Here is a 12830-nt window from a genome sequence, read left to right on the forward strand (position 1 = left end):
GAGGCAACGAATCCTGCGCGCGTTAGCCGAGACCATAGCGGGAGGCCGGCATGCTGCGGGAGAGGTTGGGACCAAGTCGGAACCGGGCAGCTTCGAGAGCTTGCCAATCACCAAGATCGGGGAGCGAGGGAATCGTAACGGTCTCGCCCGCATCGAGGCCGGCTAGGGCTGCCGCCACGAGGTCACTCGCCTCCATGATCATCTCGGAGGGAATCTGCCCGATATCCGCGCCCGTCCGGTCAAAGAAGTTGGTTCGGGTGACGCCGGGCAGCACCGCCTGGAACCGCACGCCCTTGCCGGCGAGTTCAGCTCCGAGCCCCTGCGTCAGTGCCAGGACGAAAGCCTTGCTCGCCGCATAGGGGGCGTTGAAGCGCTCTGGGACGATGGCGACCGCGGAGGACACATTGATCACTTTGCCCGCTCCCCGCTCCCCGCTCGCCGAAAGCCTTCGCCGCCGCGAGGGACAAGGTCTGCAGCGCCCTGACGTTGAGGTCGAGCAGCCCGTCATAGAGGCTGGCGGGGCTGTCTAGGGCGGGGCCGAGCGGCCCGAGGCCGGCGCAGTTCACCAGGACGCTTACGGCGGCATCCGTGGCGACGCGGTCCCGGACCGAGGCAAGATCCTCCGATTGGGTCAGGTCGGCCGACATGACCTCCACAGTCACGCCGGCCTCTCGGCCGAGACGCTCCGCCGCCGCTCGCAGCCAGGCCTTGTCGCGAGCAACGAGGATAAGGTCATGGCCGCGGGCAGCCAACTGGTCGGCGTAAGCCGCGCCGATCCCCGAGGACGCGCCCGTCACGAGCGCCGTCCCAATGTGTTGGGTCATCAAGGTATCCTTGTCAGACGCTGGAGAGCTTGGTGTTGGCGACCGGCAGCGCGCGGACCCGCTGGCCGGTGAGCGCCGCGATGGCGTTGAGGACGGCCGGCGGCACGCCCGGCAGACCCGGCTCGCCGACCCCGCCCATCGGCGCGCCGCTCTCGACGATGCTGACGTGGACCTTCGGCATGTGCTCGCGGCGCAGGACTGGATAGGTGTCGTAGTTCTGCGATTGCCGCACGCCATCCCGGTAGACGATCTGCTCGAACAGAACCGAAGACAGGCCGAGCGCCGCCGCGGATTCTACCTGCGCCTTGACGATGGCCGGGTTGACGATGCTGCCGGGATCGAACGCGATCCAGAGGTTGTGGACGCGGGCTTCCCCGCCCTCCACCGAGACTTCCGCGATGGTCGCCGTCTCAGATCCGAACGGCGAGGCCATGGCGAGGCCGCGAGCGCGCATTCCACCCTCGGCGCGATAGGGGCCGCGCTGCCAGCCGCCTGACATCTCGGCCACCGTCGAAAGCAGCGTCCGGTGCCGGGCATTACCCTGGAGGAGCGCCATGCGCAGCGCGAACGGATCCTGCCCGCCGGCCTGGGCGACCTCGTCGAGGAAGCTCTCGTAGAACGCGTCGTTCATCGAGTGCCCGACCGAGCGCCAGAAGGCGATGTTCACCGGATGCGCGATCTTCGTGAAGGTCATGCGTCGGTTGGGCACGGCGTAGGGCTTCTCGACGATGCCCTCGACCGCTGAAGGATCGACGGGCGTCTGCATCATCATGCTGAAGTAGCGGCCGATCGGACCTTCCCCCACCGTCCGCACTTCAAGCGCCGTCGGCTGCCCCGCCGGATCAAGGGCCGCGCGGAAGCGGCTGAAGCTCAGGGGGCGCACGGCGTCGCGGGCGAACTCCTCCTCTCGCGACCACAGAACCTTCACGGGGCGTCCAGTGGCCTTGGCGAGCAGGATCGCTTGCGGGAACGGATTGCTGGCTTCGTAGAAGAAATGCCGGCCGAAGAAGCCGCCAAGCATCGGCGAGTGGATGCGGACCTGTGCAGGCTGCAGTCCGGCAACCTTCGCTGACACGGTCTGGAATACCTCTGGCATCTGGTTTGGGAGCCAGACGTCGAGGGTCCCGTCGCCGTCAAAGCGTGCAATGGCCGAGGGCGGCTCCAACTGGGCATGTGCGAGATACGGCGCCTCGTAATCGGCCTCCACCACCCTGGTGGCCTTGGCGAAGGCGGCGGCGACGTCGCCCTTCTCTTCGGCCACTTGGCCCGGATCGGCGGACGCTTTGAGAGCCGCGAGCATGATCTCGGACGAGAAGTCGGCCGCGACAGTATCGAGGCCGCTCGCCTTCGGCGCCGTCCACTCGACCTTCAGCGCCTCGACAGCCTTGCGCGCCCGCCACCAGCTGTCGGCGGCAACCGCCACCGCGCCCGGCAGGCGGTGGACTGAGTGCACGCCTGGCATGGCCCTGACCTCCGCCTCGTTGGCGAGGCCCTTTGGTTCCGTGCCAAGGCGCAGCGCGTGCTGCACGGCGGCGTAGAGCATGCCCTCGACCTTCTGATCGATGGCGTAAACGGCGCGGCCCGTGGACTTGTCCCGCACGTCGAGGCGGGGGACCGGCTGGCGGATGTAGCGGAACGTCGCCGGTTCGCGCAGGGGCACGGACTCGTTCGGCTTGAGCTTCAGGGCGTCGGCTGCGAGATCACCGTAGGACAGCGAGCGGTTCGAGGCCGCGTGCATCACCACCCCGTCGCGGGTGGTAAGTTCGCCGTCCTGCACCTTGAGTTTGGCCGCCGCCGCCCGGATCATCAGGTCACGAGCGGTGGCGCCGAGGCGGCGCATGGTCTCGTAGCTCGACCGGGTCGAGAAGCTGCCGCCGGTCATGCGGATGCCATTCACGACGGCGTAGTCCGGGCCGGGCGGAGCGCATTCCACAACGAAGCGGGAGGGAGGCACGTCGAGTTCCTCGCCAACGATCTGCGCCATGCCTGTCGCGATGCCTTGGCCGCCCTCTACGAAGGGGCTGAGCAGCCTGATGGTACCGTCCGGGTGGATCTCCAGGAAGGCGGCCACCCGCGTCCCTGGCTTAGGCGCCAGGGCACCGGCACCCTCGGCAGGGCCTTGGGCCTCGGCCCGAGCTAAGCGCGCTGGCAGGAGGGCGCTAAGGACGAGGGCGCCACTGGCACCCGCGAGAAAGCGGCGGCGAGACGGGGCTGCAGGGCGAAGAAGCGGGATCATGGCTTGCTCCTCAGGCAGCAGCCTGCCGCACGGCGGCAGCGATGGCGTTGTAGGTTCCGCATCGGCAAAGGTTCGTCATCGCGTCGGCGATGTCGCCTTCGGTCGGGTGCGGCGTCTGTTTCAGCAAGGCAGTGGCGGCCATGACCTGACCGGACTGGCAATAGCCGCATTGCGGCACCTGCAATGCGACCCAAGCGTCGACGACCTTCCGGCCGACCTCGTCCTGCTCGATCGCCTCGATGGTGGTAACAGTCTGGTTGCCGACGCTCTCCAGCGGCACCTGGCATGAGCGTGTCGCCTGACCGTCGAGATGCACGGTACAGGCCCCGCACTGAGCAATCCCGCAGCCGTATTTCGTGCCAGTCAGGCCGAGCGTGTCGCGCAGGACAAAGAGCAACGGAGTATCGGGCTCAGCGTCGACTGCATATTGGCGACCGTTGATCGTCAGGCTGACCATGGCAACGAATCCCTAAGATTAAGTAGGCCCCACGGCCATGCTTACGCAGAGGTCTCGGCCCCCACTACGTCGTAATTGCCTCGTTTTCGGACATGCGGAGCGGTCAGACGACCGCGAGAGGTCCAGCCGCCCGACGGATTGCCCGTGGGACTTCTCCCTGAACGCGCAGGAACGCCCGGCGCATCCGCTCGCGGTTGGCGAAGCCGGCAGCGTCGGCAATCTCCTCAATGGGCAGGCGGCTTTGCTCCAGCATGTGCTTGGCGGCCTCGACGCGCATCACCTCGACCGCCTTGGCAGGCGAGACGCCGGTCTCGGCCCGGAAGGCCCGGGTGAACTGGCGCGGGCTGAGGCAGGCAATTGCCGCAAGATCCTCGGTGGTCAGTGGAAGCCCTAGGTGTTGCCGCGCATAGGCGAGAACGCTTTGTATCCGGTCGCTCGGCGCGTCGAAGTCGAGCAGCGCGGAGTGCTGGGCCTGGCCCCCGGCCCGGCGGCGCTCCATGACGAGGCCTCGTGCCACAGTACGGGCGACTTGCCGGCCGTGGTCGCGCTCCACCATGCCGACAGCGAGATCGATGCCCGCCGCCATGCCGGCGGACGTCCAGATATTGCCGTCCGCGACATAGATCTTATTGATGTCGAGATGACAGTCGGGATGGCGCGCGCGGAACTGAGGCGCATAGCGCCAGTGCGTCGTAGCGCGCCGCCCGCTTAACAAGCCGGCATCGGCTAGGGCAAACGCACCGAGGCAGAGGCCAGCCAAGCGGCGCGTGGAGCGAGCCGCCTCTTGTAGATAAACGAAGAGATCCGAACTCGGCTCGGGAAGGCTGATCCCCGCGGCGACGATAATTGTGTCGAAGGCGGACGGATCGCTCAGCCGCTCGGTCTCGACGGCGGGGCCGCACCCCGAACGGAGAAGGCCACCGGCCTCCGACAGGACACGGATGTCATAGGTCGTGTCAGTTACGTATCTGTTGGCAACAGCAAAGGGCGAGGTGGTAGCCAAGCCCATAAAATCGAAGTCTGGGCAAAGCACGAGGCCAATGCGGCGGACGTCAGCCATTGCGGCCCTCCTTACCCTATAACCGGGCCTGAGTTCCACATCAGGCCGCCAATGAACCAATACAAGCGGAACGGCCGAAAACGAGGCATATTCGTCCGAGACTAAATTCGCCAGATGCACGCCAATCATTGGCTGAACGACCGCTTTCAGGCGCGCCGCGAATTGCCTCAAGCAGCAAGGTTGGGTCGGAAGCCGTAGGACCGCTCGGGGTGGCTTTCTGCCGGTCCGCTTTCAGGCAGGTAAGCACGAGACCGGACGTTGCCGCCGCTCCCTCTTTCGACCCTTTGCGAAAGCTGCCAATGTCCGCTTCGGGACTGCCGATATGGCGGCGGCAGAAGGCCGGGTTTGGTGAATTTCTGCGCTTCCACTCCCGAGAGACAAGGCATCAGGGCGGAGGTCATATTCCCGCCGCTCACACCCTTCACCCGTCATAAAATATGTCCGCGAGCGGACAGGCTAATCAGATTAAGTTGACGTTCTTTGGTAAAGGGTGGTCTTCATTTTGTCAGAAAGACGGTTATTCATATCCAGCAGCCAGATTGTTCATTGCGTAGGCCCTCTTGTATCTCAGCAATACGACGATAGTCGAGATTTAGAGAGGGATATTCAATGCTCTTTCCAAATAAATGCAAGATTTGATCCTCCCAACCTTGCGAGACGTGCTCAGCTATATAGCGAACGATATTGTTTGAGAACTCCGGAATTCTAGAAAGATCGCGATATCCTTCCCCGCAGAGAGACTCGAGCGAGAACCTCAACAACGGCAGATTCAAAGGGGCAATTTTTTTTAAAGATATCCAAGCTTTAGAAGTGCCAAATGACGAGCGCGTAAGGACAGCCGAAGCCCACCGGACGTCGGAGGCTTCATGTCCAAATGTTTTGCGTACAATGTCATCCTTAAAAGATGAAGTTTGATCCTCAAATACGTTGATCTGTGCAATTGCCTTAATGGTGTTAGTTTCGACCTGCCTTGTCATTCGCGCACCTTGGGGCGGTATAGGTGCTTTTGCTTGGACGTGTAGAGCTGTATTTGTAATTTCGTCGTAGACGAGAAGGTCAATTTCTCCATGTTTCCACACTATATTCCGCTGTATATTTTTGTAACCGGACAAGCGAAATAGTGACTCTGCTGCCTCGAGTAGTGCCGGCTCCAAAGATTGCGAGACAAGATTATCGAAACGTCGCCGATCCCTTCTGTTTAGTACGTAAAGGATATTCCTCTCCGCCATCATCGTCGTGGCGGCTCTCGGGCTGATCAACAAGTGAGAACCGAGCACGGTGATCGGAGCTGAAAACCCTTCTCCAGAACTCATTCCCAGCTCGCCGAACGGATCGTCCGTGTAATAGGATGCAATCGTCTTTATCGTCTCTATATGTATTCCGGTTAATTCATGAATAGTATTATAGACGAAATCTGACTTAAGCAGTGGCGCAGCCCATTCGACACATTCCGAATGCCAATGAAGTGCCTTGGATCCTCTAGTGTGAAGACCCTCCGCTTCTGCGGCAGCCGACATGCCGAGGCACCAGGAGCAGAACGCCATGAAAGCTGCCCTGAAGTCTCGTAAGGAACGATTGTCGAATCCGAGAGCAGGAAGGTATACCTCTTCACCTAGATATCTCTCTTCTGAAACGTGATGACAGTAATGAGCGTATGCGCTCGCGAGAACGCCCTTCAACTCGGATGTTTGAAGGTGCGGCCAGTCGTTGGCTAACTTCAGGAAGGCTCGAGGATCGCGACGATGCATGTCATTAACAAACCCAAGCGATAGTTCCGAGGCTACGACGTCGAGCTCCTCATAAATTGTAAATTCGGGGTTGGGGTGCACCAACTTAAAGCCACCGGGAACTTCCTTTACTGAAAGGTGGCCGTTTCGCACCTGTGGCACGATTTCGCAAAAATGTGCATACGCCAAAGTCAACTTGATTTGATCGAGTTCATCCACTCGTAGGGCGTTAAGTGCATCCAACAGGTTCGCCCCAACGTCCGGACGAGTTTTCCTCAAGAAATTACTAAGATAAGACAGCCTACTCAGAAGTTCGGAGCCTTTATCCGGATCGGGTGAGCCGCCAAGCATGAACCTCGGGCCATTAAATAGGGAGTCGGCAACTAGGATATAGTTCGACATCACAGTGCGAAGCGGAGCTTCCCATAAAGGTATTCCTGCTATAAATTTGTCGACGTATGCCTCGAACTCGTACAATGCTTCGGCAGACATGAGACACCTTGCTCCGGGTGCAGGCTGAGTGCCTACTGGAAAAGGGAACGCATTTTGATGAACGCATTCGGCCCACCTGCGACCTAATGTCTGCTGAGAATCCGAAGCGTAGGTTTGAAATAGCCCGCAACATCGCTCGTGTTTGTCACTGGCGCCCTCGGTTGGCCCACCTCCCAGATGTTATCGCAACAAGCATTGCGTCGAGCCACAGGCGCATACCGGAACGTTCGTTTAAAAAAGTCACTATAACTTCCGCAGCCAGTCTGGAGATGAATCTCTCGAACGGCCGACAAATGGCTGCTCTCGGGGCGTACCAATAGCTTTCCGTAAGTGCCCAATGGGTCGGCAACCGACGTCCCCATCAGGGCGAAATCTCGAAGCCCGTTTCCAACCCCGAACCGAAGTTGCTTCCCGCCTGACGAATGGCCGCTTGCGGGAAGCGTTGACGGGGGCTTGTACGGTAGGGGTGGGTCGGAGGCGGACCGTCCGCTTTGGGGCCGAAAGCTTGCGCTCGGTTACTACCCTCTGCGGAGGTCCGCCGCCTCCCTTAAACTAGCGCGACGCAACGCCGACGCCTTCGAACACGCTTGCCTTACGTTGACAATGTGCCCCTTTCCTCTGCTACAAGAGGGACTGGAAGCGAACGGTTAGTCGGTTGATTTTGCTTGGGTTTCCATCAAGGTTGGCAGCTGGGGGGTATCCAGGTCCCCCAGCCAATGAATTTTCAACGACTTAGCTTCAACGACGAGCGCTTACGGCGGCAGGTTTGACTTTTCTTCGGAACGGTCTTCCCCGTGCAGATCGCCGATCACGCGTGCGTTCGACCGTTTCATGTCGGTGGTACGTCGGCGTCGCGTAGGCCGTGCGTTGGCCCAAGATATCGGCGATCTCCCGATCCGTATTTCCCGAGCTCGCGCAGATCGGTCGCGACGCTGTGGCGTAGGCTGTGCGCCGTCAGCCCCGGGCGCACCTGTCCTGCCTCTCCCGGCCGGGCGCGCAGCTTGCGCCAGGACGCGTTCCACCCGCCATCGGTCCACGGCGTGCCTTCCGGGCGTGACGAGCAGATGCGTTCGGCTCGGCGGGCGCTTGTTCGAGGATTGTGGCCAGCGGTGCCGGGCACGGCACGCAGACCTCGGCATCCCCCTTCCCCGTCCCGAGGGCGATCATGCCGTCCTGATAAGCGGCGGCCGGCATCGCACGCACGTCTCCAAGACGGCCCCCAAGGTGCCGCGTGAAAGCCAGCGGTGCCTTCCGCTGGATAGGCGCCGCGGCCAGCCCTGCCTCGCGCTCCGCCACCGACCAGAGCCGGTTCCGATGCCCCTCCCCTGTCGCCTTGCGGATCTTCTCGACGCGTAGCGCCACGTTGGTCTCGGTCGTGGACCCATCAGCTCATCGCCAGATTCGAATGGCCACGGGTTTGATGGTGGCGAGGACGGTTTGGGCCGCAGGAACTCCGGAGTCGTGCGATATTCCTGGATGAGGTGGCCGAGCGCGTGCCGGACGGCCGCCTTCGCTTTCCACGCTTGATCCGGGCGCTGAACCTCGACCGCGAAGGCAGCGGTGCCGAATTCGGAAGGCCGGCCTTCTGACAAGACGTCGATCCTCCACGCACCCGATGATTTGTGCGAAGCTTCCGTCGATCATCGCGGGAGCGTGGCTGCAAAACGAGACATGAACCGCTGCCGAAGCTTGGCGGCCATCGATTTTGGCGTTGGCAATTCATGATGGAGAGCCATGTCAAGATCAGATGGCATTGCCGGCTGAGACCCGACTCCAGTCTTTTGCATCGTTACATAAAATTCATGGGATTTTTTCATCGTTGGCAGTATGTCGATGATATCAAATTCTACCAATCCCATAGATATCAACTCTTGAAATATTTTAATGAAGCTGTAAGGAGTATATACCGTGCAGTGAACATCGTGATAGCTGTTGTTTAACGAAACATCTTTCGCAACGTTTAAGGCGTTGCCAAGTTGTCCATCGAACATATCATCGGGCTCCCGCCCATGCCCGGCCCAAATCGCATTCGGATCGACATTCACGGTACGTGCAACGTGCTCGAACACCTGTGCCGGACTGGCGATGCGCGCGCCAGCGAGGTAGTGCGCGACCAGGTCTCCTGTCGTCGAGGTCGTGCGGCGAAAATCGAAGGTGAACCTTTTGTCGGGGACAACGAGAAACAAGATGCCGTCGGCTTTCAAGGCGCTTGCCAGGCCCTGGAGCCAGCGAATTGGATCAGGCAGATGCTCAATCACGTGGCTGGCGACGATGTAATCCACCGGTCCTCTCTGACCGAGGGCCTCGGCGAGATCTTGGTGCTCCAGCACAAGATCGACATCCACGATGCGATCGGCGTCGGGGCGCATCACATCATGAGCCGCATATTTTGCTTGCAGATGTTCCGTGGATAGATGATCGGCGTAGAGCACATCACCATCGCTGCGTAAGATGATCGGCCGATTCAGGGGGCCAAGCTCGACTCCCAACTTGCCTTTCGGGCGCACGGACTTGAGTGCCTGCTCTCGCCTGAAACGTACGATCTTATCCATCTTAGCAATCCGACCGTGCCTGCCCCCATTCGGCGGCCCGGCTTCGAAGTTAGTGCATTGTCGGGCGCGTGACGATGGCGGGGTGGGCGAGCGGCGGCGAGCTGCTCGGTTCCGTCGGCCAGATGACGGCCTCCAGCGCAGGCGTCGGGTAGCCGAGTGACGAGCGTGGACGGATGATGTCGGCGTGCCTCCGCCAATGCTCGATCCCGACGCTGACTTCCCTGAGGATGGAGATCACCTCGCCGTTCAGGCGTTCGTCGCGGAGCTTCGCGTTGAAGCTTTCGCAATAGCCGTTTTCCCAGGGACCACCCGACTTGATGCAGGTTGCCTGCGAGCCGACCGCTGCGATCCAGTCCTGGACCGCTTTGTCGATCAATTCCAGCCCGTTGCCCGGGCGGATTTGATGGAGCGCCCAATCTAAACTGAACAAGTCCGAGATCACGTCGATCACGTCTACCGCCTGGGTCTTGCGAGTGATCCGGTTGAGCGGGCGCTTGCGGGTGAGCGCGCTGCACGATCCTAGGGGCCGCCACCACGTTCAGCGTTCGGTGCTTGCGACCCCTGTGCGTACGATGCTCGACGAAGTCGTAGGACAGGATATGTGTGTGGTCCTCGCATGTGGTGGCGCGGATCGAGTTTTCGAAACTGCTCCTTCGATGCCTTCGAGATCCGCTTACCTCTTCGACAGGAGCGCACGCCAAATCAGTAACTGCCTTGGATCAGGCAACTCGGGCAGCCCAGACGGCAGCATCCGCGCGAGCTTGCTCTCGTCCAGCGGGGCGGGCTGAATTCGGGGCGCCGATCGTGTCGGCCCCCGCCGCCGCGAACAACCGGGCCTCCGGCGGGTGGGATGGATCCGCGGCGTAGGCTACGAGCGCCTCTGGATCGGTCGCCTCGAACACCTGGTCGATCGCTGGTTGGATCACGTTCTCGACCCGGGGGCGCAGTTGGTAGGCGTGAATCTCGACACCACGATAGGCGGCGACGATGGGGATGCGCTCTCCGTTCATTGCATCCTCCCGCGGGCGACCTGGATCTGCATCGCACGCCGCGTCAGGGGATCATCTTTCTCGGTGTCCTCGACCTCGGTGGTCAATGCCGGGAGGAGCGGATGCGATAACGTCAGCAGGGTGCGGCACGCCGCGACCCGTGCGGAGGTAGTGGCGGACTTGTCGATCGCGATGCCGGGCGGAATTTCCCGCGGATCGACCAAGTCAGGATCGATGCTCGCGGCCTCGATGCGGCGGCGGAGCACCGCGGTCCTTCCCGATACGAGGCGTTGGTCTTCGAGCGGTGTCCTGAGCCATTTCTCGGCCCTCCAATCCACGATCTCAGAAGGGGATCGGGATGCGGACCCGGCATCGAGGGCTGGCCAAAACCTCGATCCCGGCGCGCACGCACTCCGAATGACCCCGATCGCGGTTTTTCCTCCCCACGGTCCCAGCCTTCTGCGCCTACTCCTCTCTTGCTGTGGTCGAGGGTCTTGCTCGATGAGGTCGGCGACGGCTTGGTCGTGCACCGTGACGGGGAACCGCGATCATCTGCAGGGCTTGGCCCTCCTGCCGGCATGAGGTCCGGCGGGAGAGCAGCATGTCGAGCGACACCCACAAGCATCAAGAACTGCTCAGCGCTCTGAAGGCCGCGCAGGGCAAAGGCGACGGCTCCTTCGAGCAGGCGGTGACGAATGCATTCGAGCACGTCTTCGAGCACCTCGATCGACTGAACTCGCACGTGTCGCTCGGCGGACCGGAGGGGGACGAGCGTCATCTCAAGACCGGTGAGTCGCCGACGCTGCGATAATCTCCGGGCCCTGACTTCCGATTCGGAGTCAGGGCCGTCGTCGCGGCCTTCCTCTCGATGGCGCCGGTCGTCATGCGACGTGATCGAGCCCAGGGCCGGCAGCGAGTTCGTCGACCAGGATGCTCACGGTCCGCATCGGTCGGTCCGTCGTCGGTCGCCTCGCACAGGATGGCGAGCGGGGACGGCCGCACGCCGGCGGCGCGAAGATCGCCGAGGATCCCTGCCGACCAGGGCACTCGGAACCATCGGGGTGTGCGGCTGGTCCAGCGCAACGGCTATCGTGACCGGGACTGGCAGACGCGGGCCGGGACCGTCGAACTGCGCATTTCGAAGCTGCGGAGGGGCTCGTGCTTCCCGGCTTTCTTGATCGCCTCGGCGGCGGTGATCGTGAGCACCGACGGCCGGCGCGACGTGCGCGGCATGGATGTCGGCCCCTCCGAGGCCGAGACGTTCGGGACAGCCTTCCGCAAGCTCGCCCGGCGGGGGCTGCGCGCGGTCAAGCTGGTGATCTCGGACGCCCACGAGGGCATCAAGGCATCGGTGGCCCAGGTGATGAGCGCAACCTGGCAGCACTGCCGCATCCACTTCCGGAGGACGGGGCTCGCCCAGGCCGGCCGCTCAGGTCTTCGATGCGCTTTGCGGGGCTCTGATTCCTCGGGGCGCCTTCGAGCCACGGTCCCGCGGTCAGCTCAAAGACTTCAAACGACGGACGATGCGGTCCGGGCGGCCTCCGGACTCACCCCCAGGCGCCGCTCCGCGCGCGGGCGCGCATGGCCTCGATGAACAGGCGGACGCTCGGCAGGTGCGCGCGGCTGGCGTCGAACAGCAGGTGGATCGGCACGGGCGGCGGCGCGTGCGCGTCGAGCACGCTGCACAATCGGCCCGCGGCGAGGCCCTCGGCCGCCTGGTAGCTGAGGACGTTCGCGAGCCCGAGCCCGGCCGCGGCGGCGGCCAGCTGGGCATCGATCGAGGTCACGGTCAGCCGCGGCGCGACGGCGACGCCCTGCGACCGCGGGCCGAAGCGCCAGTGGGAGCCGGTTCGGACGTTGTCGCCGGCGATGATGTCGTTCTCGGCGAGCGCCTTCGGGTCGGCCGGCCGCCCGCGCGCGGCGCAGTAGGCCGGGCTCGCGACGATGACCTGCCGCACCGTGCCGAGGGCGACCGACCTGAGACGGCTGTCGCGCGGCTCGCCGATGCGGACCGCCACGTCGATCCCCTCCTCGACCAGCCGGATGTTCCGGTCGAGCAGCATCAGCCGCGCCGACACCGGCCGGTGCCGGGCGAGCAGGTCCGCCACCACGGGGAGGACGTGCAGGCGGCCGAAGACGACCGGCGCCGTGATCTGCAGCTCGCCGTGCGGCGCCGCCTGGCGCCCCATCACGACGTGCTCGGCATCCTGCAGCCGCATCAGGATCTCGCGGGCGCGATCCAGGAGGGCGGCGCCCTCCTCGGTCAGCGCCACGCTGCGGGTCGAGCGCCGGAACAGCGGCACGCCGAGATGCCGCTCGAGGGCGGCGATGGTCCGCGTCACCGCAGGCGGCGAGTGGCCGAGGTGGCGGGAGGCGGCCTTGAAGCCGCCCCGCTCGGCCACCGCGACGAAGGTGGTCAGCGCCGCGAAGCGGTCCACGCGATCATTCCCGAAAACGAAATTCTGAACTGCGAAGGTGATGGATTATCGCCGC

General features: G+C 63.0%; 11 protein-coding genes and 2 pseudogenes. 2 read left to right on the plus strand and 11 right to left on the minus strand.

The window, feature by feature from the left end; translation table 11 throughout:
* Positions 1–22: 22 nt before the first annotated feature.
* The 10 genes and pseudogenes from ACFZ8E_RS15100 to ACFZ8E_RS15145 form a co-directional block, all read right to left on the minus strand.
* Entirely contained in the window at positions 23–412 is a 390-nt protein-coding gene (locus ACFZ8E_RS15100) for an SDR family NAD(P)-dependent oxidoreductase (RefSeq protein WP_405043132.1), read from the minus strand.
* The gene (locus ACFZ8E_RS15105) at positions 306–824 is read right to left on the minus strand and encodes an SDR family NAD(P)-dependent oxidoreductase (RefSeq protein ID WP_405043133.1); all 519 of its coding nucleotides are present in this window, start codon (positions 822–824) and stop codon (positions 306–308) included. The genes ACFZ8E_RS15100 and ACFZ8E_RS15105 overlap by 107 nt, the downstream gene beginning before the upstream one ends.
* A 13-nt stretch (positions 825–837) precedes the next feature.
* Entirely contained in the window at positions 838–3060 is a 2223-nt protein-coding gene (locus ACFZ8E_RS15110) for a molybdopterin cofactor-binding domain-containing protein (protein ID WP_405043134.1), read from the minus strand.
* A gap of 10 nt (positions 3061–3070) precedes the next feature.
* Positions 3071–3517: a (2Fe-2S)-binding protein gene (locus tag ACFZ8E_RS15115; protein WP_405043135.1), complete on the minus strand. Its 447-nt coding sequence runs from the start codon at positions 3515–3517 to the stop codon at positions 3071–3073.
* A 103-nt stretch (positions 3518–3620) separates the two neighbouring features.
* On the minus strand, positions 3621–4577 hold the full coding sequence (locus tag ACFZ8E_RS15120) for a GlxA family transcriptional regulator (RefSeq protein WP_405043136.1): 957 nt from the start codon (positions 4575–4577) through the stop codon (positions 3621–3623).
* Between the two features lie 521 nt (positions 4578–5098).
* Positions 5099–6796, minus strand: coding sequence for a hypothetical protein (locus ACFZ8E_RS15125; protein ID WP_405043137.1), 1698 nt, complete (start codon positions 6794–6796; stop codon positions 5099–5101).
* 1640 nt (positions 6797–8436) lie between these two features.
* A complete protein-coding gene (locus tag ACFZ8E_RS15130; protein WP_405043138.1) occupies positions 8437–9348 on the minus strand; it encodes a class I SAM-dependent methyltransferase in 912 nt (303 codons plus the stop codon).
* 49 nt (positions 9349–9397) lie between these two features.
* Positions 9398–9950, minus strand: a pseudogene (locus tag ACFZ8E_RS15135) (transposase); the annotation flags it as partial.
* Between the two features lie 117 nt (positions 9951–10067).
* Complete coding sequence (locus ACFZ8E_RS15140) at positions 10068–10358, minus strand: hypothetical protein (protein ID WP_405043139.1); 291 nt, start codon at positions 10356–10358, stop codon at positions 10068–10070.
* Positions 10355–10603, minus strand: a complete 249-nt coding sequence (locus tag ACFZ8E_RS15145) for a hypothetical protein (protein ID WP_405043140.1) — start codon at positions 10601–10603, stop codon at positions 10355–10357. The genes ACFZ8E_RS15140 and ACFZ8E_RS15145 overlap by 4 nt, the downstream gene beginning before the upstream one ends.
* A 335-nt stretch (positions 10604–10938) precedes the next feature.
* On the opposite strand from ACFZ8E_RS15145, the gene ACFZ8E_RS15150 reads away from it, so the two are divergent.
* Both ACFZ8E_RS15150 and ACFZ8E_RS15155 read left to right on the plus strand, forming a co-directional pair.
* Positions 10939–11148, plus strand: a complete 210-nt coding sequence (locus ACFZ8E_RS15150) for a hypothetical protein (RefSeq protein ID WP_147727535.1) — start codon at positions 10939–10941, stop codon at positions 11146–11148.
* A 255-nt stretch (positions 11149–11403) separates the two neighbouring features.
* Positions 11404–11778 (plus strand): annotated as a pseudogene (locus ACFZ8E_RS15155) (transposase); the annotation flags it as partial.
* Positions 11779–11884: 106 nt separating this feature from the next.
* On the opposite strand, the gene ACFZ8E_RS15160 reads toward ACFZ8E_RS15155, so the two are convergent.
* Positions 11885–12775: a LysR family transcriptional regulator gene (locus tag ACFZ8E_RS15160; protein ID WP_405043141.1), complete on the minus strand. Its 891-nt coding sequence runs from the start codon at positions 12773–12775 to the stop codon at positions 11885–11887.
* Positions 12776–12830: the final 55 nt, after the last annotated feature.

It is taken from the genome of Methylobacterium sp. HMF5984 (assembly GCF_045033435.1).
GTDB lineage: Bacteria > Pseudomonadota > Alphaproteobacteria > Rhizobiales > Beijerinckiaceae > Methylobacterium.